24 protein-coding genes and 1 pseudogene are annotated in these 23,173 nt (G+C 65.0%); 13 read left to right on the top strand and 12 right to left on the bottom strand.

The annotated features are described in order from the left end of the window. Positions 1-27: 27 nt before the first annotated feature. Together H292_RS0111165 and H292_RS0111160 are read left to right on the top strand one after the other, a co-directional pair. Positions 28-876, top strand: coding sequence for an aldo/keto reductase (locus tag H292_RS0111165; RefSeq protein WP_019664398.1), 849 nt, complete (start codon positions 28-30; stop codon positions 874-876). Positions 877-954: 78 nt separating this feature from the next. After that, complete coding sequence (locus H292_RS0111160; RefSeq protein ID WP_019664399.1) at positions 955-1,794, top strand: uroporphyrinogen-III synthase; 840 nt, start codon at positions 955-957, stop codon at positions 1,792-1,794. Here H292_RS0111160 and H292_RS0111155 read toward each other — a convergent pair. Next, on the bottom strand, positions 1,791-2,639 hold the full coding sequence (locus H292_RS0111155) for an SDR family NAD(P)-dependent oxidoreductase (RefSeq protein WP_196806166.1): 849 nt from the start codon (positions 2,637-2,639) through the stop codon (positions 1,791-1,793). The genes H292_RS0111160 and H292_RS0111155 overlap by 4 nt on opposite strands. A gap of 23 nt (positions 2,640-2,662) precedes the next feature. Here H292_RS0111155 and H292_RS0111150 point away from each other — a divergent pair, with 23 nt between their 5' ends. After that, positions 2,663-3,274, top strand: a complete 612-nt coding sequence (locus H292_RS0111150; protein WP_020111487.1) for a TetR/AcrR family transcriptional regulator — start codon at positions 2,663-2,665, stop codon at positions 3,272-3,274. 18 nt (positions 3,275-3,292) lie between these two features. Here H292_RS0111150 and H292_RS0111145 read toward each other — a convergent pair whose 3' ends face one another. The 5 genes from H292_RS0111145 to H292_RS0111125 form a co-directional block, all read right to left on the bottom strand. Next, positions 3,293-4,210, bottom strand: coding sequence for a vWA domain-containing protein (locus H292_RS0111145; RefSeq protein ID WP_020111486.1), 918 nt, complete (start codon positions 4,208-4,210; stop codon positions 3,293-3,295). Between the two features lie 63 nt (positions 4,211-4,273). Beyond that, the gene (locus tag H292_RS0111140) at positions 4,274-5,209 is read right to left on the bottom strand and encodes an AAA family ATPase (protein ID WP_020111485.1); all 936 of its coding nucleotides are present in this window, start codon (positions 5,207-5,209) and stop codon (positions 4,274-4,276) included. Continuing rightward, on the bottom strand, positions 5,206-6,042 hold the full coding sequence (locus H292_RS0111135; RefSeq protein WP_020111484.1) for a mycofactocin-coupled SDR family oxidoreductase: 837 nt from the start codon (positions 6,040-6,042) through the stop codon (positions 5,206-5,208). Before H292_RS0111135 ends, H292_RS0111140 begins: the two co-directional genes overlap by 4 nt. Further along, entirely contained in the window at positions 6,039-6,869 is an 831-nt protein-coding gene (locus H292_RS0111130) for a mycofactocin-coupled SDR family oxidoreductase (protein WP_020111483.1), read from the bottom strand. The genes H292_RS0111135 and H292_RS0111130 overlap by 4 nt, the downstream gene beginning before the upstream one ends. Before the next feature lie 277 nt (positions 6,870-7,146). After that, positions 7,147-8,226, bottom strand: coding sequence for an NAD(P)-binding domain-containing protein (locus H292_RS0111125; RefSeq protein WP_020111482.1), 1,080 nt, complete (start codon positions 8,224-8,226; stop codon positions 7,147-7,149). 56 nt (positions 8,227-8,282) lie between these two features. Here H292_RS0111125 and H292_RS0111120 point away from each other — a divergent pair, with 56 nt between their 5' ends. The 4 genes from H292_RS0111120 (at position 8,283) to H292_RS0111105 (ending at position 11,880) form a co-directional block, all read left to right on the top strand. Beyond that, positions 8,283-9,014 (top strand): enoyl-CoA hydratase, encoded by a 732-nt coding sequence (locus H292_RS0111120; protein ID WP_020111481.1) that lies wholly within the window; start codon positions 8,283-8,285, stop codon positions 9,012-9,014. Positions 9,015-9,021: 7 nt separating this feature from the next. Then, entirely contained in the window at positions 9,022-10,353 is a 1,332-nt protein-coding gene (locus H292_RS0111115; protein WP_020111480.1) for an ammonium transporter, read from the top strand. Positions 10,354-10,538: 185 nt separating this feature from the next. Further along, a complete protein-coding gene (locus H292_RS0111110) occupies positions 10,539-11,207 on the top strand; it encodes a hypothetical protein (RefSeq protein WP_020111479.1) in 669 nt (222 codons plus the stop codon). Positions 11,208-11,253: 46 nt separating this feature from the next. Further along, positions 11,254-11,880: an FHA domain-containing protein gene (locus tag H292_RS0111105; RefSeq protein ID WP_019664410.1), complete on the top strand. Its 627-nt coding sequence runs from the start codon at positions 11,254-11,256 to the stop codon at positions 11,878-11,880. Here H292_RS0111105 and H292_RS0111100 read toward each other — a convergent pair. Next, positions 11,863-12,810, bottom strand: coding sequence for an alpha/beta fold hydrolase (locus tag H292_RS0111100; RefSeq protein WP_020111478.1), 948 nt, complete (start codon positions 12,808-12,810; stop codon positions 11,863-11,865). The genes H292_RS0111105 and H292_RS0111100 overlap by 18 nt on opposite strands. A gap of 234 nt (positions 12,811-13,044) precedes the next feature. Here H292_RS0111100 and shbA point away from each other — a divergent pair, with 234 nt between their 5' ends. The 4 genes from shbA to H292_RS0111080 all read left to right on the top strand — a co-directional run bounded on the left by shbA (position 13,045) and on the right by H292_RS0111080 (position 17,627). Then, positions 13,045-13,617, top strand: a complete 573-nt coding sequence (gene shbA, locus H292_RS0111095; RefSeq protein WP_020111477.1) for an RNA polymerase sigma factor ShbA — start codon at positions 13,045-13,047, stop codon at positions 13,615-13,617. A 28-nt stretch (positions 13,618-13,645) separates the two neighbouring features. Beyond that, positions 13,646-14,602 (top strand): hypothetical protein, encoded by a 957-nt coding sequence (locus tag H292_RS0111090; RefSeq protein ID WP_230594186.1) that lies wholly within the window; start codon positions 13,646-13,648, stop codon positions 14,600-14,602. Beyond that, positions 14,599-15,900 (top strand): methyltransferase family protein, encoded by a 1,302-nt coding sequence (locus tag H292_RS0111085; RefSeq protein ID WP_020111475.1) that lies wholly within the window; start codon positions 14,599-14,601, stop codon positions 15,898-15,900. Before H292_RS0111090 ends, H292_RS0111085 begins: the two co-directional genes overlap by 4 nt. 77 nt (positions 15,901-15,977) lie before the next feature. Beyond that, positions 15,978-17,627 carry a purine-cytosine permease family protein gene (locus H292_RS0111080; RefSeq protein WP_019664415.1) on the top strand — a complete coding sequence of 550 codons (1,650 nt, stop codon included), beginning with the start codon at positions 15,978-15,980 and terminating at the stop codon, positions 17,625-17,627. Between the two features lie 4 nt (positions 17,628-17,631). Here H292_RS0111080 and H292_RS0111075 read toward each other — a convergent pair whose 3' ends face one another. Further along, positions 17,632-18,432: a crotonase/enoyl-CoA hydratase family protein gene (locus tag H292_RS0111075; protein WP_020111474.1), complete on the bottom strand. Its 801-nt coding sequence runs from the start codon at positions 18,430-18,432 to the stop codon at positions 17,632-17,634. Between the two features lie 2 nt (positions 18,433-18,434). Continuing rightward, positions 18,435-19,397, bottom strand: a complete 963-nt coding sequence (locus tag H292_RS0111070) for a hypothetical protein (protein ID WP_020111473.1) — start codon at positions 19,395-19,397, stop codon at positions 18,435-18,437. A 93-nt stretch (positions 19,398-19,490) separates the two neighbouring features. On the opposite strand from H292_RS0111070, the gene H292_RS0111065 reads away from it, so the two are divergent. Continuing rightward, positions 19,491-20,072, top strand: coding sequence for a TetR/AcrR family transcriptional regulator (locus tag H292_RS0111065; RefSeq protein ID WP_019664418.1), 582 nt, complete (start codon positions 19,491-19,493; stop codon positions 20,070-20,072). A gap of 85 nt (positions 20,073-20,157) precedes the next feature. On the opposite strand, the gene htpG is transcribed toward H292_RS0111065, so the two are convergent. From htpG to H292_RS28855, 3 genes and pseudogenes are all read right to left on the bottom strand, one after another. Continuing rightward, on the bottom strand, positions 20,158-22,083 hold the full coding sequence (gene htpG, locus H292_RS0111060) for a molecular chaperone HtpG (RefSeq protein WP_019664419.1): 1,926 nt from the start codon (positions 22,081-22,083) through the stop codon (positions 20,158-20,160). 44 nt (positions 22,084-22,127) lie between these two features. Then, positions 22,128-22,586, bottom strand: coding sequence for an ABC transporter substrate-binding protein (locus tag H292_RS28740; RefSeq protein ID WP_020111472.1), 459 nt, complete (start codon positions 22,584-22,586; stop codon positions 22,128-22,130). Positions 22,587-22,668: 82 nt separating this feature from the next. Then, positions 22,669-22,908: pseudogene (locus tag H292_RS28855) on the bottom strand (ABC transporter substrate-binding protein); the annotation flags it as partial. Between the two features lies 1 nt (position 22,909). Between H292_RS28855 and H292_RS28580 the strand changes: the two are divergent. Then, complete coding sequence (locus H292_RS28580) at positions 22,910-23,128, top strand: hypothetical protein (protein ID WP_020111470.1); 219 nt, start codon at positions 22,910-22,912, stop codon at positions 23,126-23,128. Positions 23,129-23,173 lie beyond the last annotated feature (45 nt).

Below are 23,173 nucleotides of genomic sequence, written 5' to 3'. Positions count from 1 at the left end.
CTCGCACCGCCGACCGTTGGCATTCGTATGACGTTTTCACCGCAGACAAGCACTGTCCCGACGATCACCCTCAACGACGGACATGCGATTCCGCAGCTCGGCTTCGGCGTGTGGCAGGTCCCGGACGACGGCGCGCACGACGCGGTAGCCGAGGCTCTGAAGGTCGGTTACCGCAGCATCGACACCGCCAAGGTCTACGAGAACGAGACCGGTACCGGTAAGGCGATCGCGGAGTCCGGCATCGCCCGCGACGAGCTGTTCGTCACCACCAAGTTGTGGAACGACGACCAGGGTTACGACTCCACGCTGAAGGCCTTCGACGCCAGTCTGGAGCGCCTCGGCCTCGAGTACCTCGACCTGTACCTCATTCACTGGCAGCAGCTGGACCGCGACAAGTACATCGACACGTTCAAGGCGTTCCAGAAGCTGAAGGCCGACGGACGTGTCGGGTCCATCGGCGTCTCGAACTTCACGATCCCGACGCTGGAGAAGCTGGCCGACGCCGTGGGCGAGACGCCGTCGATCAACCAGATCGAGCTTCACCCGCGCCTCATCCAGGAGGAACTGCGGGCTTTCCACACCAAGCACGGCATCGCGACCGAGGCCTGGAGCCCGCTCGGCTCCGGCACGGTTCTCGAGGAGCCCGCCCTGAAGCCGATCGCCGACGCTCACAGCGTCACCCCGGCGCAGGTCATTCTGCGTTGGCACATCCAGCTCGGCAACGTCGTGATCCCCAAGTCGGTCACTCCCGAGCGCATCGCGAGCAACTTCGACGTGTTCGGCTTCGAGCTGTCGAACGACGAGATCCAGCAGATCAACGCACTCGACTCTGCTGACGGCCGTACCGGCCCGGATCCGGACAAGTTCTCGTCCTGATTTCTCTTCACTCACGCGCGGACGCAGACCCCAGGGTCTGCGTCCGCGCGTGTGTAGGTGGGCCGGCCCTCGGCGCTTATGCTGAGCGGCATGGCACCGCTGACGGGGAAAACGATCGCGCTGACGGCCGAGCGTCGGGCCGACGAGTTCGCGACTCTTCTCGAGCGCCGGGGCGCCCGTACCGTGCACGTTCCCGCGATTCACGTACTTCCCCTCGTCGACGATTCCAATCTGCGGGAGAAGACCGAAGGCATCATCGCGCATCCGCCGGAGCTGGTCGTGATCAGTACCGGTATCGGTTTCCGCGGTTGGCTCGACGCCGCGGAGACCTGGGATTCCCGTGATGCGCTGCTGAGCGCTCTGGGGAATTCCCGCATCATTGCGCGAGGACCCAAGGCGCGCGGCGCGATTCGCGGCGCCGGACTCCGCGAAGTCTGGTCCCCGGCCACCGAGGCGTCGCAGGAAGTAGCCGATCACCTCGAGTCCGAGGGGATCGCGGGCGTGGATGTCGCAGTGCAGCTTCACGGCACCATCACCGAATGGGAGCCGACGATTCATCTGAGCGAATCGCTCGAACAACTCGGCGCCTCCGTTCGCGCCATCGGTGTCTACCGCTGGATCCGGCCTGTGGATCAGCAGCCGTTGATCGATCTGCTGGCCACGATCTTGAACCACGAGGTCGACGCCGTCACCTTCACCAGCGCGCCTGCGGTGGCCTCGATGTTGTCGACAGCCAAGGACAACGGCATGCTCGACGAATTCCTCACTGCCCTTTCGGGTCCCGTCGCCGCCATCTGCGTCGGTCCGGTCACCTCGGCGCCGCTCGACGCTCTGGGTGTTCCGACGCGTATGCCCGACCGAGCGAGGTTGGGTTCGCTGGCCAAGTACGTGGTGGACGAGCTGGGCGAGAAGAGCTAGCGCAACGCGGGGCCGAGCAGCATGCCGCCGTCGACGGCGAGGTCGGAGCCGGTGGCGAACGACGCCCTCGGTGAGGTGAGATACAGGAGTGCCTCGGTGATGTCCTCGGGACGTCCGAGTCGCGGAATCGCAAAGGGCTCAGGCGAATAGAAGTCCGTTATGGGTCGCTCTCCCGGTGCGGTGGGATGCGTGACGAACGGGGTTTCGATCACGCCAGGACTGACCGAATTGACTCTGATGTTGTCTCGCCCCAACTCGAGGGCCGCAGATTTCGTCAAACCCAAGAGAGCCCACTTGCCGGCGACGTACGGTGCGTACATCGCAGTTCCTCCGTGCGCCATCGTCGATGCGATGTTGACGATGACTCCGCCGCCCCCACGTCTCATCGAGGGTGTCACCGCCTTGATCCCCAGAAATTGACCGGTGAGGTTCACGTCGAGGATTCGGTTCCATGCGGCGGGGTCGGTGTCCTCGATGGTTGCCGCCGGGTTCTGGATACCCGCGTTGTTGACAAGAATCGACACAGGTCCGAACCGGGACTCCGCGACGTCGATTGCCGACGCCCACTCCTGTGGGCGAGTGACGTCCAAGCGAACGGCGACGGCCCGCTCACCGAGTTCCTCGGCCACGTCGTCGACGGCGTCCGACCGTCCTGCCGCCACCACGTTCGCACCGGCTGCGTGATACGCCCGCGCGTGGCTCTGTCCCTGTCCGCCTGCTCCTCCTGTGATCAACACTGTGATGCCGTCGAATTCACCCATGAATGCCTCCTGCTCGAAGTGGTGAGTCGATTGACTCACCATGCGAACGTAGATCAGAGAGGTGAGGTGAGTCAAGCGACTCACCTCACCTCGTGCAGAATGCAGAGATGCCAACACGACCGTCGGATTATCACCGCGGAATCGCCGAGGAAAAGCGAGCTGCCATCGTTCGAGCGGCCACCGACCTGTTCCTGAAATCCGGCTACGATCGGACTTCGCTGGCGAAAATCGCGGACGCTTCCGGCGTTTCGAAAGCCACCTTGTTCAAACAGTTTCCGACCAAGGCGACGTTGTTCGAAGCAATCGTGCGCGAATCGTGGACACCGGGAGGCAGCGAAGACCTGCCCAGTGACGTCGATCTGGTCGGGCTCGGACGCCGATACGTCGAACTTCTCGGTCGACCCGAAATGGTGGCCCTGTTCAGGATCGTCATAGCGGAGGTGCCGCGATTTCCGGAGCTCGGACGCACGCAGTTCGACCTCGGAAAGATGCCGTACTTCGATTCGGTCAGAGCGTGGTTCGACACCACGAACGAGTCCGGACGGTTCGTCGTCGAGGACGCCGAGCTCGCAGCTACCCAGTTTCTCGGAATGATCTCGAACTTCGTGTTCTGGCCGAAGTTGCTGCTCGTGGACTGGTCGCCGAGTGCGGAACAGTGTGATCGTGCGGTCCTGGAGGCCGTGGCAACCATGGAGGCGCGGTATCGGGCGGTTCGATGAGTCCGGCGGTACGCGGGGTCAGCCGTCGAAGAACGCCGTCAGGGCAGGTCCGACGTCGCGGTAGGTGCGCACTGTTCGAATGCGGCCGTGACCGAGGCGCGCGAGATCACGTCCCAGATCGACGTCGTGTTCACCGGAGGCGTCGAGCAGGACGTCGAGCCGGGGAATCGATGCGGCGACGTAGCGGGGGTCGGGTCCGGCGTTGTGTACGCAGTCCGAGAGCAGCAGCACACGCTTGTCGGGCGACGAGACCGTACGCAGAAGTCCCGCCGCAGTCTCGAGCGCGAACTGCACGTTCGTCAGTCCACGAGCCGGGATGCTCAGCACGGTGTCGAGAATCCCGAGCGGGGTCGTCGGATCGCCGAACCGGGCGAGCACGGCGGCGTCGGACCAGAATGCGACGACAGCCAGATCGTCCGCGTTCAGCTCACCCGCCACCGCACCCACCGTCGCCGCCGCGGTACGTACCCGTTCCCCCTTCATCGATCCCGAGATGTCGACGACGAGAACGATCGACCTCTTGGTGTGCAGCCGCTCGCGTACGACGATGTCGTCGTCCTCGGGATACGGGTTGGCTGCGAGCACGTCGATCGTCCGGTCCATGTCGAGTTCGTCGGAGCCGTCGCGGTATCGCAGCGACGTCAGTTCGCCGATTCCACGGCGAGCGCGGACGTCGCGTCGGGGGCGGCGAACTGCCAGGCGTGCAGCGATCTTTCGGGCTCTGGCCCGCGTCGCGGCATCGATGGTGGTGTTCTCGCTTGCCTCGAACAGCGAGATGATCTCGGCGGACTCGTCGGTGAAACCGGGTGCCGACGGATTGTTCTCACCGGCAGCGTGTCCAGGCCGACCGCGGCCGTCGGCGACGAGAACGACTCCACCGGCGCCCGGGCGATACAGGGACGGTGATTCGGTGAGCTGTTTCGGTTTGCGGCGCAACGGCGTCAGTGCCGAGGTTTTCGAACTCGGTCGACGGACGGGTGAATCCGCCGGTACTGCTCTTCAACCCGGAGCGGCGGCAGCCGGCTGAAGCAGGAAGTGGTCTTCCCATATCCGGTACAGGATCGTTTCCGGCGTGGCGTCGGCGGTATCGTCGACGTGGATACGCCCGGACAGGGCGACGTAGACGGCGTCGAGCATCACCTGTCGGTAGTCGTCGGGTAAGTCGCGCGGGGGTTCGATGTCGGTGACGTCGGGGACCGTCACCTCGCGCAACGACGCCAGTTGCCAGGCCACGAGCGTCAGATCGATCGCTCCTCGGACGCTGCTGCCCTGGGTGATGTCCTCGTGTTCACGAGTCGCCCGGGTGATGGCGACGGCGTCGGCGATCAGTCTGAGAGAGTCGGATTCGGTTCTCAGGGCTACGATTCCGCGCTCGGCCTCGGCGTCCTGGTATCCGATGGCCAAGCGGCACAACCGGTCGTGCACGCTGGTGGAGAGTCGAGTGGTGCCGACGTTGTCGTACGGGTTCATCGACGCCACCACGCGGAACGACGGCAGAGCGGACACCGTTCCGACGCGGGGGATGGTGATTCTGCGTTCGGCCATGGCCGTCAGCAGAGTGTTGAGCGTGTCCTCGGGCGCACGATTGAATTCCTCGACGTACAGGAAACCGCCGGTGCGCATGGCCTCGACCAGCGGGCCCGGTACGAAGTTGTCCTCACTGTAATCCTCCCGGAGTACCCGAGATGGATTGTGATGCCCGACGATTCGAGCCGGCGTCAGGTCGGCGTTGCCTTCGACGAACAGCAGCGGGATGCCCCAGTCCGCCGTGATCGCACCGAGCAGTGTGGATTTGCTGGTGCCGGGCGGACCCTCGATCAGCAGATCTCGCCCGGCGGCCACGGCAGCCAGCAGCAGGTCGAGTTCACGATCCCGCCCGACGATGTGCGCCGCGATCCGGCGGCGCACATCGGTGATCGACGTCAGCAGCGTCATTTGATCGTGTATCCCGCATCGACGGGAATGGTTGCCCCCGTGATGTATCGGGCGGCATCCGAAACCAGGAAGGCGATGGCATTGGAGATGTCGATCGGTTCGACCCACGGGATGGGCAGTGTGTTGGTGGTCGCGAAGATCGGCTCGGCCTTCTCGCGGCTCGGGTTCGGGTCGTCGGGCGCGAACAGACCCCACGTCTTCGGGTTCTGAATCATCACGGTGTCCACACCGGTGGGATGAACGGTGTTGACGCGGATACTGTGCTGGCCGAACTCGTTCGCCAGCGTTCGCATGATGCCGACGACGCCGTGTTTGGTTGCGGTGTAGTGCACGGTGTTCGGGGTGCCCTTCAGACCTGCCGTCGAGCTGGTCAGGACGATCGATCCACCGCGTCCGCCGGCGACGATGTGGGGGAGCGCCGCCTTGCACGTGTTCCACACACCGGTGAGGTTGACGTCGATCATGGTGCGCCAGGCGTCGTCGGTGATGTCGAGCGCGGGTGAAATCTCGAAGACGCCGGCGTTGCCGAGGGCGATGTCGAGGCGTCCGAGCTCGGCAACCCCGTCGTCGACGGCCTCCTTCAGGCCCGCCGAGTCGCGGACGTCCACCTGGGTGGCGACGATGCGACGATCGAGTGCCTCCACCTGCTTCACGGTGTCATCCAGTTCGGCACGCGTTGCGGCAGGGTACATTTCGATGGTGTCGACGGGCCCGCAGATGTCGACGGCGATGATGTCCGCGCCTTCCTCGGCGAGCCGGAGTGCGTGGCTGCGGCCTTGGTTGCGGGCAGCTCCGGTGATGAAGGCGACCTTGCCTTCGAGTGTTCCGGTCATTTGATCACCGACCCGGCGTCGACGGGCAACTGGACTCCGGTGATGTAGCGAGCGTCGTTGGACACCAGGAAGGCGATGGCATTGGAGATGTCGACGGGTTCGACCCACTCGATCGGAAGTGCGTTGAGTGTCTTGAACGCGGCGCCTGCATCTTCCTTCGTGGGATTCGGGGTGTCCGGCAGGAAGAGGTTGTACGTCTCCGAGTTGTGGATCATGTCCGTGTTCACCGAGGTGGGGTGTACCGAGTTCACGCGAATGTCGAAGGGTGCCAGTTCGTTTGCGAATGTCTTGACCAGCCCGACTACCCCGTGTTTGGCAGCGACGTAGTGCGCCAGGTTGGCCAGGCCCTTGATCCCGGCGGTGGAGCTGGTCAACACGATCGCGCCCCCGTTCCCGCCGGCCTTGAGGTGCGGCACGGCGGCGCGGACGGTCTTGAACACGCCGGTGAGGTTGATCGCGATCATCTCGTCCCAGACGTCGTCCGTCAGGTCCTCGAGCGGTGCGAACGTGGCGATGCCTGCATTCGCGAGAACGATGTCGAGGCGACCGAGTTCGGCGACGCCGTCGTCGACGGCCTTGGTGACCTGGTCGGTGTCACGGACATCGGCTTTGGAGGCGACGATCCGTCGATCCAGAGCTTCGACCTGGCGGACCGTCTCGGCGAGGTCCTCCTCGGTGGCGAGCGGATACCCGACGGAGCCGACCTGCTCGCAGATGTCGATCGCGATGATGTCGGCACCTTCCTGGGCCAGTTTCAGCGCGTGGCTTCTGCCTTGGCCGCGTGCGGCTCCGGTGATGAATGCAACTTTCCCGTCGAGCTTTCCCATGTGCGAACTTCCTTGTTCGTGTGCGGTGAAAACCTGTGCGAGCGCGGAACGTTCACGCACCGAGGCGGTACGTTCCGCGGCAGGACGCCCAAGATGGAGGGCATGCAAAGAAACCTATCCGACACTCAGTGCAGAAGTGGGCGATTTGCTTGAATTTTCTACGTGTAACCGACGGTTTCGGGTAAGAACCGGATCCGGAACTTCACTACCGATCTCGAGTTCGCACTTGTTCAGATCGAATCGGCAGAATCACCTGCACAAGTGCGAACTCGGCGAGCTATCTGCTGCCGAGGGTGTCGAGGAGTTCGGTCACTGCGGCTCGGCCGGCGCGGTTGGCGCCGATGGTGCTGGCGGAGGGACCGTAGCCGAGGAGGTGGACGCGGTGGTCGGAGGCGACGCGGGTGGCGAGGCGTCCGTCCATGACTATGCCGCCGCCGTGGCCCCGGAGCCGCAGGGGTGCGAGGTGGTCGAGTGCACTGCGGAATCCGGTGGCCCAGAGGATGACGTCGGCGTCGAGGAAGGAACCGTCGGCCCAGCGCACTCCGCCCGGTTCGATGGTGCTGAACATCGGTAGCCGGTGCAGGGCGCCTCGGTCGCGTGCTGCCTTCAGTCGGTCGGTCAGCAGCAGCCCGGTGACGGAGACGACGGATCCCGGTGGCAGCCCGGCGCGGACGCGTTCTTCGACCATGGCGACGGCGGCGCGTCCGGCGTCGGGTCCGAAGTCGTTGTTGCGGAACTCGGGTTCGCGCCGTGTCACCCAGGTCGTGGAGGTGACGAGGGAGATCTCGTCGAGCAGTTGGACAGCGGAGATGCCGCCGCCGACGATCACGACGTGCTTGCCGGCGAACTCGTCGGCTGTGCGGTAGTCCTTGGTGTGGAGTTGGCGTCCGGTGAACGTCTCGGCGCCGGGGTACCTCGGGACGAACGGTTTTTCCCAGGTTCCGGTTGCGTTGATCAGCCCGCGAGCCGAGAGCACGATGTCCTCCGACTCGACTCGGAAACGGGGTTCGCGGTCGCAGACCACGGTGACGGTGATCGGTCGTCGAACCTGCAGGTCGAACTTCTTCTCGTAGACGTCGTAGTAGCGCGGGACGGCCTCGGCGGCGATCACTCCGTCCGGGTTCTGGTCGGTCAGCACCTCGGCGAACTCCATGCCCGGCAGGTCGTGGACTCGGTTGACGGTGCTGAGGGTCAGCGACGGCCACCGGTACTGCCACGCGCCTCCGGCGGCGGGAGACCTGTCGAGCATGACGAATCCTTCGCCGGCCACCAGCCCGGCTCGGCGGAGGTGGTAGCCCGCGGACAGGCCTGCCTGGCCGGCCCCGATGACGGCGACATCTGTTTCGATCACGTTCACCAGTACATCAGCCCGCAGTAGTCGCTCACATCTACCGATGGGTAACGTCTGATCTCATGATCGGACAGACTCGTGACGGAGATGTCGTCACCCTCGAGCTCCAGCGCCCCGAGCGCCGCAACGCTTTGAACACCCAGCTGTGCGTGGCACTGCGGGAGGGGATCGAGAAGGCCGTCGCCGACGATGCCCGCGTCATCGTCGTCACCGGCCAGGGAACCAGCTTCTGCGCGGGTGCGGACCTGGACGGCGACGACTTCGCCAAGGAGTTCCCCGAGGCTCTCGAATCGCTGCTCAGGGCGGTCGATGGTGCACCTGTTCCTGTCATCGCGGCGATCAACGGACCGGCCGTGGGTGCGGGAACGCAGCTCGCGATCGCGAGTGATCTGCGCGTGGTGGCGGACGGTGCGTTCTTCGAGATCCCGTCGACGAGGCTCGGCATCGCCGTCAACAACTGGACGATCAAGCGGCTGGCGTCCCTCGCCGGTGGCAGCGTCGCCCGGACGATCCTGATGGGCGGCGAGCGGCTCGACGCCGACCGCGCCTACACCAGCGGTCTCGCGAACAAGCGCGGCGACCTCGCGGTGGCGATGGAGTGGGCGTCGGCGATCACCGAACTCGCGCCGCTGGCGCTGAAGCACCTCAAACTCGTCTTCAACGACGACGGCACGCACGACGAGCCGACGCGGGAACAGTGGGACGCGTTCGGTGCCGCGTGGACGAGCGAGGACTTGAAGGAAGCGCGGCGCGCGCGCACCGAGAAGCGCAAGCCGAAGTTCCAGGGTCGTTGAGGGGCCGGTGACACTCGGCGCACCCGACACGGGTGACACTGCCTGGCTGCTCGTCTGCACCGCGATGGTGCTGCTGATGACGCCGGGGCTTGCGTTCTTCTACGGCGGCATGGTGCGCGCCAAGAGTGTGCTGAACATGATGATGATGAGCCTGTCGGCCATCGCCGTCGTGTGGTTGCTGTGGTTGTTGTTCGGGTTCGGAATGGTGTTCGGTGACGGTGTGCTGGGCGGCTGGATCGGTAATCCGCTACAGTTCGTCGGGCTCGGTGACCTGCTGGGCGGAACGTATTCCGGTGACGCCGTGTCGATTCCGCTCGTCGGGACCGTCCCCGGCTTGGTGTTCGCGGCGTTCCAGGCGGGGTTCGCAATGGTCACGGTCGCGCTCATCTCCGGCGCCGTCGCGGACAGAATGCGGTTCGTGCCATGGGTTCTGTTCGCAGGACTGTGGGCGACGCTCGTGTACTTCCCGGTGGCGCACTGGGTGTTCTCTCTCGACGGACTGGTCGCCGAGACCGGCGGGTGGATCTCGAATGCCCTGGGAGCGATCGACTTCGCGGGTGGCACCGCCGTCGAGATCAACGCGGGAATGGCGGGTCTGGTTCTCGCGCTCGTCGTCGGCAACCGTCGGGGATGGCCGCGAGAAGCGATGCGCCCACACAATCTTCCCGCCGTCATGCTCGGTGCGGGGTTGCTGTGGTTCGGGTGGTTCGGCTTCAACGCAGGCTCGGCGCTGGCAGCTGACGGTGTTGCCGCCGTCGCGTTGGTGAACACCCTCGGGGCAGGCGCGATGTCGATGGCGGCGTGGCTCGTCGTCGAGAAGATCCGCGACGGCAAGGCCACCTCCTTCGGCGCTGCCTCGGGGGTCGTCGCGGGACTCGTGGCGATCACGCCGTCCTGTACGGCGGTGACGCCGATCGGTGCCGCGGGCATCGGTATCGCAGCAGGAGCATTGTGTGCGCTGGCCATCGGCCTGAAGTACCGCTTCGGTTACGACGATTCGCTGGACGTCGTCGGTGTGCACCTCGTCGGCGGAATCGTCGGCACCCTGATGATCGGATTGCTGGCGAGCGCCGACATGCCGGCGGGCGTCGACGGCCTGTTCTACGGCGGCGGACTGCATCAGCTGTGGGTTCAGTTCGTTGCGGTCGTCGCCGTGATGGCCTACACCGGCGTCGTGACCGCCCTGATCGCACTCGGAATCAAAGCCGTCATGGGTGTGCGTGCGGACGCCCAACACGAAGCCGACGGGTTGGACGAACACGAGCACGCGGAGTCGGCGTACGACTTTGCCGTCGGTCACGGTGGGTCCAACGGGCCGGGCTTGTTCGGCAAGAAATAGGATGGCGATTACCGGATCTTGAATCTACGAAATCCGTTCTGTCCCTTTGGGGTAGAACTGATTCACTGTTAACGCTATGGACGTGCCCCGTCTCTCTGTCGTCCAGTATCCGGACTCGCTCCGCGCCGTAGCTTTGCGCCGCACCCAGAAGGGGTGTGTGAAGCAGACACCGGAAGACGGGGAACATGAAGATCGGTAGATTCGCAGCAACGTCGGCATTGGTCATCGCCGCAATGACGACCGCAATGGGGACGTCCTACGCGGACCCGGCGCCCGCTCCCGCGCCCGTGGGGTGGAACGTCACCGCACAGGGTGACCAGGTGCTCGTCGACACCTCCGCAGGCACACTGAGCAACGAGAACAATCATCTGGTCGTCCGCGACGCAGGCGGAGCCCTCGTCGATTCGGTTCCGCTGTCCATCGCGTTCGAGGGGCTCGCGCACCCCGTTGCCGCGGAGATCGACGGCAACCACGCAGTGCTCACCGCCGACGTGTCGCCCGCGGCCGCGACGCCGGTGTCGACGCAGATTCCCGGCCTGCAGCAGGTCGACCTTCCCGCTGCAGTCGCAGGCGTCAAGGACAACCTGAGCCTGTCGGCATCCGTCGGCGGATTCCTGGGTGCAGCAACGGGACTCGTCGGTGGCTGCGTGCTCGGCGCAGTCGCGGTCGGCGTCGTGTCCGCACCCGCAGCTCTGCTCTTCGGCGCAGGACCACTCGCGGGCTGCATCGGCGGCGCACTGCTGCTCGGTTCCACGGCATCGCTCGCCGGAACGGCCATCGGCGGTCTGTCCGCACTCGCCAGCAATGCGGGACCGTTCATCACCCTGCTGAACGCACCGCCCGTCAAGAAGTAGCTTCTGCGTCTTGCTCCGGCCTGCCGGGCCGGAGCAGGATGTAGCGGTGAATCCTGGGGAGCAGGACGGTGCGCGCCTTCGATACGACGCCGACGACGGAACACGTCGGGACGTCGCGCTGTCGCCGGAGCTCGGCAGGCTGACGCTCGGGCGGTCCGTACAGGCGGACGTGTCCTTCCCCGACGACCACGAGGTCTCGCGCCTGCACGCGACGGTCGAATGGATGGGCGGCCACTGGACCATCGTCGACGACGGGCTCTCCCGCAACGGCACCTTCGTCGGCGGAGACCGGCTGACCGGGCGGCGCCGGCTGCGGCACGGCGACACCATCCGCATCGGCACGTCGCTGCTGACCTTCCACGACTTCTCCGGCGTCGGCGACGAGGCCACGCGCATCGCATCCGACATGCCGAGTACGCGGTCACTCACCGAGACGCAGCGAGCTGTCCTCGTCGCACTGTGCAGGCCGTACAAGCACAACGCGACCTTCGCCAACCCGTCGTCCAATCAGCAGATCGCGTCGGAGATCTTCCTCAGCGTCGACGCCGTCAAGACGCATCTGCGGGTGCTGTTCGCCAAGTTCGGAGTCGAGGACCTTCCGCAGAATCAGAAGCGTGTCAGGCTGGCCGAACGCGCCATGCACAGCGGGGTCATCTCACAACGCGACCTCTAGGACGCGCCTCGCCCCATCGTGACGCGAGGCGGGGTCGGCTTGGGCGACGAGCGTGGCCACCGCGTCGGCGACCTCACCGGCACGTTCCAGGATGACCATGTGCCCGGCCTTCTCCACGGTCACCATCCGCGCCGCGGGCAGGAAGTCGGCGATGACGCGGGAGTGGCGTATCGGCGTCATCAGATCGTCGGAGCCGCACAGGACCAGCGTCGGGACCACGGCGAGAGCCGGCAGGTTCTCCGATTCGTCGAATTCGTGCAGCGATCCGAGGAATCCCGCCATGGTCACCACCGAGGTGTCGTTCAACATCGCCGACGCCAAGGCGACCACCCGCGGGCTGACGCGTCGCGATCCGCAGCCCGCCGCCCGCACGATGGGCGCGCAGATTCCCCTGCTCAGGCGCTTCGACGCGGCCATGACGCTCGGGGCGCGTCGGACAGCGGTGCGGAACATCGACACGACGGGGTGAGCGAGACAGGCGCCGAGTCCTTCCTCGGCGATGCCGTTCGCGGCGGACGCGATCAATCCGACGCCGACGAGGCGGCTGCCCAGCTCGCCGAGGTGCTGGCGAGCGTAGGACATGGCGGTCATCCCGCCCATCGAGTGCCCGATCACGACGTATCGGCCGGTGGGGACCAATGCCCTGACCACGGCACCGAGGTCGCGTCCGAGCTGCTCGATCGTGTACGTCGACGCGTCGGCGGTCGCCGACGAGCCGTGTCCGCGGTGGTCGTAGAACACCATCCGCACCTCGTCGCCCCAGGCCTGCCGCAGCTGGTCCCGGACGTCGAACCAGGATTCCTTCGCCAGGCAGTGGCCGTGCACGAACACCACGGTGAGCGGCGCATCGCGGCGACCGGTCTCGAACACCGAGAGCGCAGTGCCGTCGTCGGTCACGACGGTGCTTCGTCCGTAGGTTCGCTCGCTCATGCTGATCTCCGTTTCCGGCCGCTGTGTAGGGCTATTCGCCGACGCGTGACTTGCTGTTACGCCCTGATTCATCGTGCGTTTCTTCGCGCGGCAACACAGGAACCCGAAGAGGTGAGCGTCGGGCACCGCAGGGGTGGGCTCACCTCACCCTGGGGTGGGTATCGACCAAGCCGCATCCGCCGCAGGATCGAACTACACACAAGGTGCTTCGGTGAGTCAGGGAGGACTTCGGCGATGACGAACGACATCGTGGACATGCTCGACAGGCGGGTTCCGCTTGCAGTCGGCGGCGATCGACGAGCTCTCGAGGACGTCATTGCGCTGGTCAGGCCCAGGCTCGCTCGTTACTGTGCAACACGTTTGGGCAATCTGGACGTGGCGGCAGACGACGTGGTGCAGGATGTGTGTCTGGCGTTGGTGACGGCTATTCCCAAGTACCGAGACATGGGTAAGCCGTTCATGGCCTTCGTCTACGGCATCGCTGCGCACAAGTTGGCCGATGCCGGTCGCAAAGCCACTCTCCGGCGGTCGTATTCGCTGGAATCGGTGGTGGACGAGCCGTCCACCGACGACACACCGGAAGAGCATGCCATCGAGGGCGAATTCCGAAGCGAAGCAATGGCGTTGATGGCAACCCTGCCTCCTCGCCACCGCAAGATCATCCTGATGCGGGTGGTGTGGGGCATGACCGCACCGCAAACCGGTCGAGCGCTCGGGATGAGCGCCGGTGCAGTACGTGTCGCCCAGCATCGAGCGATGAACCAACTGCGAGCGGAAATGGCGAACTTCGTACTGCTCAGTGCGTGAAGGTCCGCACTGTGGTTGCCTACTGGGCATGACACAGGGGGACGAAGTACGGAAGCGTCGACCGACATCGGCGCAATACGTGGTTGCAGGCAGCGTCGTCGCCTTCGCGGTGGCGGTGTTTCTGCGGTACGTGCTGACGGAGGCGGGGGCCGCGCAGACCGCTGCGTTCTACGTCGGCATTCCTGCGGTGGTGGCGGTGATCGTAGTGCTGTCCGCTCCGAGTCGAAGCGCCGTCGGTATCACGATGAAAGTCATCACCGTCCTGCTTCTGATGTCGATGATGCTGCTGGGCGAGGGCTTCATCTGTGTCATCTTCGCGGCCCCGATCTTCTACCTGATCGGCGGACTCGTCGCCATCGTCGTGGAGAAGATCACCAAGTCGGGACCGGGAGACGACAGGATGCATGCGGTGGCCGTCCCGGCGCTCGTCCTCGTCGCCGTCGCGGCATCGGAAGGCATCGTGCCCGCGACGACGCTCGACGGTGCGACCACCGTGTCCGCATCCAGGACGCTGAACGCCGACGTGGACGACGTCGTCGCGGCGTGGGAACGACCACTGGACTTCGGTGGAACACCCCTCCCCGGAGTTCTGTCCTGGGGTTTTCCGGAGCCGCTCGCCGACAGCGGTGGATCGCTCGAGGTGGGCGCACGTCGAACCGTCACGTTCGCCGGAGCGCACCATCGGCCCCTGCTGGTGTCCGAACACCACTGGGGAGAGCGCACGACCGAGTTGACCTTCGAGGTCGTCTCGCGCACAAGCGATTCCGCGCGCCTTGCGGTCGTCGGCGACACCACGCCCATCTCGTCGTGGCTGACGTGGAACGTCGCGGACATCTCCTGGAGCGCAGTGGATTCGACACACACTGCGGTGGATCTCGAGCTGTCGTACACCCGTGAGCTGGCGCCCGCGTGGTACTTCGGTCCCCTCGAGGACCACGTCACCGAACGCGCCGCGGGATGGCTGTTGGACAGCCTGGACCGGTGAACATCGACACCGGTCTCTCGGTGGCGGTGCTGCGTTCCTGCGCGGTACTGGTGCCGGTGCTGCTGGTCGGTGCGTTCTGGGTGGCCTCGTCCGCGCGGGTTCGAGGCGCCGCGTTTCTTGCGATGCTCTGGAATTTCCTGGCTTTACTGCTGGTGAATGTCGTTGCTGTGCAGAACGGTTGGTGGAGCTTCGGCACCACGGGAACCATGTGGTCGTCGGTGCCCGTCGACGTCGTGCTCGGATGGTCCGCGCTGTGGGGTGCACTACCGATACTGCTGGCCCGGTGGGTGAACGTGTCGGTCACCGTGTGCGTCCTGATCGCGGCGGACGTGCTCGCCATGGGTAGCCTGCGGCCGCTGGTGACGCTCGAACGCGCGTGGTGGTGGGGAGAACTGCTGGCCGTGGCTGCCGCACTGCTGCCAGGAGTGCTGCTCGGCACGCTGACGTCGAACCAGCGGGCGCTCAGGACCCGCGCGAGCATGCAGGTCGTGCTGTTCGGCGCGGTCCTCGTGTTCGGCCTCCCCACCGTCTCCTTCGAGCTCGCGAACGTCCTCCTGGCGTCCGATTCCGGATGGTCGACGGTCGGGAACCGGCTCGCGGCCGGCGGCGGTGGCGTCGTGGATTCCCTGTTGCTCCAACTTGCCCTCGTCGTCGTCGTGATCGCCCTGCGGGCTGTCGCCGATTTCGCGGTGATCGGCGGCGGCACACCGTTCCCGTGGGATCCACCGATTCGGTTGGTCACCACCGGGCCGTACGCATACGTCGCCAATCCCATGCAGGCGTCCGCCGTCGTGCTCCTGCTGATTCTCGCGGGTCTGTTCCGCGAGCCGTTTCTCGCCGGCGCGGCGTTGCTCGCGGGCGCATTCGGTGCCGGGCTCGCGACATGGCACGAGAAAGCAGACCTGGTGACGAGGTTCGGGCCTGGCTGGGACGACTACCGCCAGTCGACGAGGGACTGGATTCCCCGGTGGACACCCGCTCTGATTCCGTCGGCGACGCTCTACGCGTCGGTCACGTGCGACCCGTGCTCGACCGTCGGACCGTGGTTCGCTCGTCGACGCCCGGTGTCGCTCGAGACCGCGGCCGCCGAGGACCATCCCGAGAGCTTGACTCGTGTGCGTTACGAAGGAGCGGTGACGCTGACCGGGACCAGAGCGATCGCGGCAGCGCTCGAACACGTCTCGTTGGGATGGGCCGTGCTGGGCTGGATCCTGCGTGCGCCGATCCTCGGGTGGTTCCTGCAGATACTCGTCGACGCAGCCGGGGGAGCCCCACGCACCGTCAGAGTGCCCGATTAGTCAGGTTTGCGGCTCTGCGTAACAGCATCTGTACTTCGCGTGACGTGGGCGACACGTAGCGCTTCTACCTTCCTTGCATGACCGCTGTGCAGCCTGCGCCGACAGATTCGGCACTGAAGGAAACGCTGGAGGACTACACGCTGCGCTTCGCGCCGCGTAGCTACCGCAAGTGGGGCACAGGCGTCGTCGCCACGTCCGCACTGGGCGGCATCGCGTACCTCGCCGACTTTGCGATCGGCGCCAACATCGGCATCTCCTACGGCACCGGAAACGCGCTGTGGGGAATTCTCGTCTTCGCCGTCGTCATCTTCCTCACCGGTCTACCGCTGGCCTACTACGCCGCCCGGTACAACATCGACCTCGACCTCATCACGCGCGGAAGCGGATTCGGGTACTACGGATCCGTCGTCACCAACGTCATCTTCGCGACGTTCACCTTCATCTTCTTCGCCCTCGAAGGTTCCATCATGGCGCAGGGCCTCGAGCTCGGGCTCGGCGTCCCGCTGCCGATCGGGTATGCGGTATCGACTCTGATGGTCATTCCGCTCGTCATCTACGGCATGAAAGCGCTGGCCAAGCTGCAGGTGTGGACGACGCCGCTGTGGCTCGTCCTGATGGTCTTTCCGTTCATCTACCTCGTTGCTGCACATCCCGATTCGGTCGGAACGTTCTTCGCCTACGGCGGCGCCGACGGTGCCGAGGGCAAGGGCGTCAATTTCGGCTCGGTCATGCTGGCGGCCGGTGTCTGTCTGTCGCTGATCGCGCAGATCGCCGAGCAGATCGACTACCTGCGGTTCATGCCGCCCAAGACTCCGGAAAACCAGCGCCGCTGGTGGACTGCAGTACTGCTCGCCGGGCCCGGCTGGGTCATCTTCGGTGCACTCAAGCAGGTCGTCGGACTCTTCCTGGCGGTGTACCTGATCGCCAACGTCGCCGACGGAGCCGCCATCGCCAACGAACCCGTGCACCAGTTCCTGGAGATCTACGAGAACATGATGCCGGGCTGGCTTGCCATGACTCTCGCGGTCATCCTCGTCGTCATCAGTCAGATCAAGATCAACGTGACCAACGCGTACTCGGGCTCGCTCGCGTGGACCAATGCGTACACACGCGTCACCAAGACCTACCCGGGACGCATGGTGTTCGTGCTGTTCAACCTCGCCATCGCGTTGATCCTGATGGAAGCCGACATGTTCAGCTTCCTCAACGACATCCTCGGCTTCTACGCCAACTGCGGCATCGCCTGGATCGCGGTGGTGGCGTCGGACATCGTCTTCAACAAGTACATCCTGAAGTTGTCGCCCAAGGTCCCGGAGTTCCGTCGCGGCATGCTCTACAACGTCAACCCCGTCGGCTTCGTCTCCATGCTGCTCGCTGCCGGCCTGTCGATTCTGACGTTCTTCGGCGGCCTCGGTGGCGCATTGGAGCCGTATTCGCCGATCGTCGCACTGATCATCGCCATCGTCATGCCGCCTGTGCTGGCTGTCGCGACGAAGGGGAAGTACTACCTTCGCCGTACCGACGACGGAATCGATCTGCCGATGTTCGACGAGCACGGAAACCCTTCGGACGCAACGCTTCTGTGCCACGTGTCCGGCATGGAATTCGAGCGACCGGACATGATCGCCTCCAACGTTCCCGGTCCCGACGGCGAGAAGCAGTACATCAGTTCGCTCTCGCTCAGTACCGACAAGACGGGTGAACACATTCTGCCGGAACAGAAGTGAGGGTCTACCGGCCGGAGAACCTCGGATCGCGACGGCTCAGCATGGCGTCGACTGCTTCGGCGTGGTCGGCCGTGGTGTGCGCGACGGCCTGATACGCGGCGGACAGCTCCAACAAGGATTCCAGGCTCTGGTGCTGACCTTCGCGCAGTAACTTCTTGGTCATGCGCAGTACCTGAGGGGGATTGGCGGCGACACGGTCTGCCAGAGCGTGGGCGGCGCCGAGCAGGTCACCGGGCTCGACGACCTGCGACACCAATCCCCACCCGAGTGCAGTTGCCGCGTCGATCGCCTCACCGGTGAACGCCATCTCGCTGGCGCGCGCCATACCGATCGCTCGGGGAAGAAGCCAGGCCCCGCCGTCGCCGGGGATGATGCCCACTTTGACGAAGCTCTCGGCGAACGTGGCCGTCGTCGACGCGATGCGGAGATCGCACATCAACGCCAGATCGCAACCGGCACCGATCGCGGCACCGTTGACCGCGGCGATCGTCGGGATTTCGCAGTGATACAACGCTTTCGGGATCCGTTGAATGCCGTGTCGGTACCCCTGCCTCAGCTCGGCGGGGCTACCGCCGAACATTCCTTCCTTGTCGCGCATGTGCTTGACGTTTCCGCCGGAGGAAAACGCGGAACCTGCCCCGGTGAGAATCGCGACCCGAACGCTCGGATCGCGATTCACGTCGGAGACGGCGTCTTCGATCGCCTCCACCGTCTCGATGTCGGAGATCGGATTGCGCGACTCGGGATTGTTCAGCGTCCATACGACGGCATCGCCGCGGCGCTCGGTCAGCAGGAGTTCGGTCATGCCTACAGTGCAACACGCTCGGGTTCGGTCTCCGACGAGGCGCGCACCGTGCTGCGGCTCGCAACGGTGAGCTTGCGGTGTCCGACGGCCATGAGTACCGCCCCGGCCGCCACCCACGCGGCGAGAACCAGCCAGGGCTGAGTCGTCGACGCGCCAGGGAAGTACGACAGGTCGCGGAGCAGGGTGGCACCTGCTCCCGGCGGGAAGAACTGCCCGACGGCTCCCCAGGGCTCGGGGAGGAACTGCCACGGCTGTATGGCGCCGGAGATCTGGTTTCCGATGAACATCATCAGGACGGCCACGACGCCGATTCCTGCGGGTCCGATCAGCGAGGTCAGGCCGACGATCAGCGCGCTCACCGCCAACCCCGACAGCGCTACGGCGGCGATGTTCGGAACGAACGCGCCCTGCAGGATTCCGAACCACCCCTGCGTGATCGCGACGACGACGATACCGGCGCCGACGCCGTACACCACGGTCGCCAGAAGCCGTCGCCCTGTGCCCTTGACGAGCATGGAGATGATGACGCCGCCGACTATTCCGCCGATGACAAGGGGGAAGGCCATCGCGGAAAGCCCGGCACCTCGGGCGTCGGTCGCCGCAAGGGGCACGATGTCGGTCGCCGTCGTGTTCAGGGCAGCGGCCACGCCGTCGAACATCTGCGCGACGACGGTGCCGTTGGCGGATGCGGTGAGGACCTCGGGCGAGGGTCCGGGAACGACGGCGCCGTAGACCTCGCGTGTGGTGATCAGATCGAGGGCCGCAGCGCGGTCGGGCACGGTGGTGACGTCGAACGACGATGCCAACTGGCTGGTCAAGGCCGGATTGTCGCCGACGACCGCGACAGGAACATCGTGGGCCGTCGACGTGACCGAGGGCCACAGAAAGGCAAGTACGACGACGGCGAGCGCGGCAGCGCCTGCGAGTGCGACGACCACTGCGCGTGGCCACGGGGTGGACTTCATGACGACTCCTCATTTAAAACGAATAACCGTTCTTTATCTTGGGTGGGCGGGTCTCGGTTGTCAAGAACGAAGATTCGTTTTTAATATGGACGCGTGCCCAAGGTAAGCGAAGACCACCGTGAGGAACGCCGCAGACAGATCATCGACGCGGCGATGACGTGTTTCGCGAGGTCAGGTTTCGAGAAGACGTCGATGGCGGACATCATCGCCGAGTCGGCGTTGTCCGCGGGCGCGATCTACAGCTACTTCAAGAACAAGCAGGATCTGGTTCTGCACGTCACGCGGGATGTGTTGAAGAGTCGGACCGAGGATCTCGACGGGCTGGAGAAACAGCACCCTCTGCCGCCGCCTGCTGTCGTGGTGCGACTGTTCCTGGACGGCATGACCCGCGACGTCGGCAATCCCAGCATTCTGCTGCAGATCTGGGCCGCGGCAGCCAGGGAGACCGACGCGGACTCCACCGTGGTGCCCGTCGTTACGGAGTTGCGCGGTCTGTACGAGCGATACTTGCGAGTGTGGTTCACCCGCAACGGCTTCGATGATCCAGACACCCGGGCGCAGTCGATGGCGCCGTTGGTGGTCGGCCTCTGTCAGGGATTCATCCTGCAGTCGGCACTGCTACCCGACTTCGATTCCGAGGGCTATCTGAAGGCCCTGGATCACCTCTCGCTGTGAGTGGAAATGTAGCGTTCCCCGGTCGCTCCGCAGGCTCCGCTCCTGACCCAGGGCCTACATTTCCACTCACGTGCGGCGGAGCCGCCTAGACGGTTCTGGTCAACCGATCGGCCAGCAGACGAGAGAACTTCGCCGGATCCTTCAACTCGGTGCCTTCGGCGAGAAGAGCCGTCGCATAGAGCAGTTCGGCGGTCTCGGCAAGGGAGGCGTCGTCGCTGCGCTCCTCGCGTGCCTTCTTGAGCCCCGTCACCAGATCGTGCGTCGGGTTGAGTTCGAGGATGCGCTTGGAGGTCGGAACGAACTGTCCCGACGCCTTGTACATCTTCTCGAGCTGCGGGGAGAAGCTGAACTCGTCACCGACGACGCAGGCGGGCGAGGTGGTCAGGCGGGTCGAGAGGCGAACCTCCTTGACGTCCTCGGACAAGGTCTCGGTGAGCCACTTCAGCAGCTCCTCGAACTCCTTGTCCTGCTCCTCGCGCTTGGCTTCGGCGTCCTTCTTCTCCTCTTCGGTGTCGAGGTCGACCTCGCCCTTGGAGATGGACTGGAAGGATTTGCCGTCGAACTCGGGGACGTTGCCGACCCAGACCTCGTCGACGGAGTCGGTCAGCAGCAGCACCTCGATGCCGCGCGCCTTGAACGCCTCCATGTGCGGCGAGCTTTCGATCTGCTGACGGGATTCGCCCGTCATGTAGTAGATCTGCTCCTGTCCGCCCTTCATCCGGTCGACGTACTCGGCGAGGGTGGTCAGACCCTCCTCGGAGTTGGTGGACGCGAACGACGACACCGACAGCAGCGTCTCGCGGTTGTCGGCGTCGGAGATCAGGCCTTCCTTGAGCGCGCGGCCGAACTGAGACCAGAACGTCTGGTACTTCTCGGCGTTCTCGCTCTGCAGCTCCTTGACCGTGGAGAGGACCTTGCGCGTCAGACGACGACGGATCGCACGGATCTGACGGTCCTGCTGCAGGATTTCACGAGAGACGTTGAGCGAGAGGTCCTGTGCGTCGACGACACCTTTGACGAAGCGCAGGTACTCCGGCAGCAGCTCCTCCGAGTCGTCCATGATGAACACGCGCTTGACGTACAGGTGCACGCCCGACTTGCCTTCGCGCATGAACAGATCGAACGGTGCCTGCGACGGAATGAACAGCAGCGCTTGGTATTCGAACGTGCCCTCGGCCTTGAACGGGATGACCTCGAGCGGCTCGTCCCAGGCATGGGAGACGTGCTTGTAGAACTCCTTGTACTCCTCGTCGGACACTTCGTCCTTCGGCCGAGTCCACAGAGCCTTCTGCGAGTTGATCGTCTGCGTCTCGATTTCGACGGTGTCCTCGGCGCCCTCTTCGGTTGCCTTGACCGTCTTCTCGACGTCGATGCGGATGGGCCACGCGATGAAGTCCGAGTACTTCTTGACGAGCTGCTTGATCTTCGATTCCGACGCGTAGTCGTAGAGGTGATCCTCTTCGTCGGTCGGCTTGAGGTGCAACGTGATCGAGCTGCCCTGCGGTGCGCCGTCGACGTCGGAGATCTCGTAGGTGCCCTCGCCGGTCGACTCCCAGCGGGTGGCGCTGGTTTCGCCGGCCTTGCGGGTCAGCAGCGAGACCTTCTCCGCAACCATGAACGTCGAGTAGAAGCCGATGCCGAACTGGCCGATCAGCTCCTCCGACGCCGCGGCGTCCTTCGCTTCCTTGAGCTTCTTGCGCACCTCGGCCGTGCCGGACTTGGCGAGCGTGCCGATGAGGTCGATGACCTCGTCACGCGTCATGCCGATGCCGTTGTCACGGATCGTGAGCGTCCGTGCTTCCTTGTCGATGTCCAACTCGATGTGGAGATCGGAGACGTCGACGTCGAGGTCCTTGTTGCGGTAGGACTCGAGCCGCAACTTGTCGAGGGCGTCGGATGCGTTGGAGATCAGCTCCCTGAGGAAGCTGTCCTTGTTGGAGTAGATGGAGTGAACCATCAGGTCCAAGAGCTGGCGCGTCTCGGCCTGAAATTCCCGCTGTTCGGTGGTCATGAGTGTGTGCGATCTCCTTCTAGAGCAAAACCGTCGCGAGCATTCTACTTACGAGCCGCATCGCCCAGCTGCGGGACTATCTCGTTCAATGCCCAATCCAGACTGAGCGGCGACGGGAACGCGATCGATTGTGCCTGCGTGGGCGAGAGCGGCACGAACGCACCCCGTCCAACGGCGGGGAGAGACTGCACGGCGGGCTGGGCGGCGAGCTCGTCGACGGAACCTGGCAGGCCGGTCGCGATGATGACGTCCGCGTCCGTCTCCGACAGGTAGTCGTAGCTGATCTGCGCGCGGCCCGGGATGGTGCTGACGGGTTGGGCGGTGGCGAACTCCGTCGGGGTCATGCCGAGCTGTCCCAGCAAGCTGGCACCCGCGTCGTCCGGTGAGTTGACGATGTAGACCGCGCCCTCGCTCGGTCCGACGAAGAACGTGAAGGTCTTGCCGTTCAGTTCGGGGAACTGCGCGGCCGCGTCGGCGATGCGGGACTCGGTGTCGGCGATCACCTGCTCGCCCGTCTCGGGAACCCCCCAGCGCCGACGCCACCGTCGCGGTCGCGCTCTGCCACGTCTCCGACGACGGGGTGTCGGCGAAATGGACGACCGGCGCGATCTCTTTCAGCTGGTCGTACGCGCGCGCGAGGGTGAAGGACTTGGTGGCGACGATCAGATCGGGTTGCAGGGCCGCGATCTCCTCGATGGGGATCGTGGCTCCGCTCGCTTCCCACACGGGAGGGGTCTGCGGCACCGCGTTCTCGAACCACGGTTGATAGCCGGAGTCCGTCTGGGCCTGTGCCACGGAAATCGGCGTTACGCCCAGGGAGAACACGATGTCCGCGTCGGTCCACGTCAAGGCAACGACGCGTTCGGGCTTGTCCGGCACGTCGGCGGTGCCGAGGGCGCCGGCTACCGAGACCGGAAAAGCGCTGTTCGACGCTGGTTCCCGGGCCGGTTCGCCGTCGTCGGCCGAGGAGCATGCGACGAGGGTCAGAGCTGCGGTGGCGGTGACCAGCGTCATGGCCAGGGTGCGTCCGAAAGGCATGAGGTGAGGCTAGCCAACGACCGCCTGTCCTGTTCGCCCGGTTCGGCTCACC

This window comes from Rhodococcus sp. 114MFTsu3.1, assembly GCF_000383555.1.
Lineage (GTDB): Bacteria > Actinomycetota > Actinomycetes > Mycobacteriales > Mycobacteriaceae > Rhodococcoides > Rhodococcoides fascians_E.
Note: the sequence above shows the minus strand (reverse complement) of the source record. Positions and strands in the feature narration are given on the sequence as shown.

What these genes read in the sequence shown, in the direction of transcription:
- H292_RS0111070 (WP_020111473.1), bottom strand. Translation starts at nt 19,397, where the DNA reads ATGAAGTCCACCCCGTGGCCACGCGCAGTGGTCGTCGCACTCGCAGGC.
- H292_RS0111120 (WP_020111481.1), top strand. Translation starts at nt 8,283, where the DNA reads ATGATCGGACAGACTCGTGACGGAGATGTCGTCACCCTCGAGCTCCAG.
- H292_RS0111075 (WP_020111474.1), bottom strand. Translation starts at nt 18,432, where the DNA reads ATGACCGAACTCCTGCTGACCGAGCGCCGCGGCGATGCCGTCGTATGG.
- H292_RS28580 (WP_020111470.1), top strand. Translation starts at nt 22,910, where the DNA reads ATGTCCGCGTCGGTCCACGTCAAGGCAACGACGCGTTCGGGCTTGTCC.
- H292_RS0111100 (WP_020111478.1), bottom strand. Translation starts at nt 12,810, where the DNA reads ATGAGCGAGCGAACCTACGGACGAAGCACCGTCGTGACCGACGACGGC.
- H292_RS0111150 (WP_020111487.1), top strand. Translation starts at nt 2,663, where the DNA reads ATGCCAACACGACCGTCGGATTATCACCGCGGAATCGCCGAGGAAAAG.
- H292_RS0111165 (WP_019664398.1), top strand. Translation starts at nt 28, where the DNA reads ATGACGTTTTCACCGCAGACAAGCACTGTCCCGACGATCACCCTCAAC.
- H292_RS0111090 (WP_230594186.1), top strand. Translation starts at nt 13,646, where the DNA reads ATGACACAGGGGGACGAAGTACGGAAGCGTCGACCGACATCGGCGCAA.
- H292_RS0111140 (WP_020111485.1), bottom strand. Translation starts at nt 5,209, where the DNA reads ATGACGCTGCTGACGTCGATCACCGATGTGCGCCGCCGGATCGCGGCG.
- H292_RS0111160 (WP_019664399.1), top strand. Translation starts at nt 955, where the DNA reads ATGCTGAGCGGCATGGCACCGCTGACGGGGAAAACGATCGCGCTGACG.
- H292_RS0111135 (WP_020111484.1), bottom strand. Translation starts at nt 6,042, where the DNA reads ATGACCGGAACACTCGAAGGCAAGGTCGCCTTCATCACCGGAGCTGCC.
- shbA (WP_020111477.1), top strand. Translation starts at nt 13,045, where the DNA reads ATGACGAACGACATCGTGGACATGCTCGACAGGCGGGTTCCGCTTGCA.
- htpG (WP_019664419.1), bottom strand. Translation starts at nt 22,083, where the DNA reads ATGACCACCGAACAGCGGGAATTTCAGGCCGAGACGCGCCAGCTCTTG.
- H292_RS0111080 (WP_019664415.1), top strand. Translation starts at nt 15,978, where the DNA reads ATGACCGCTGTGCAGCCTGCGCCGACAGATTCGGCACTGAAGGAAACG.
- H292_RS0111110 (WP_020111479.1), top strand. Translation starts at nt 10,539, where the DNA reads ATGAAGATCGGTAGATTCGCAGCAACGTCGGCATTGGTCATCGCCGCA.
- H292_RS0111130 (WP_020111483.1), bottom strand. Translation starts at nt 6,869, where the DNA reads ATGGGAAAGCTCGACGGGAAAGTTGCATTCATCACCGGAGCCGCACGC.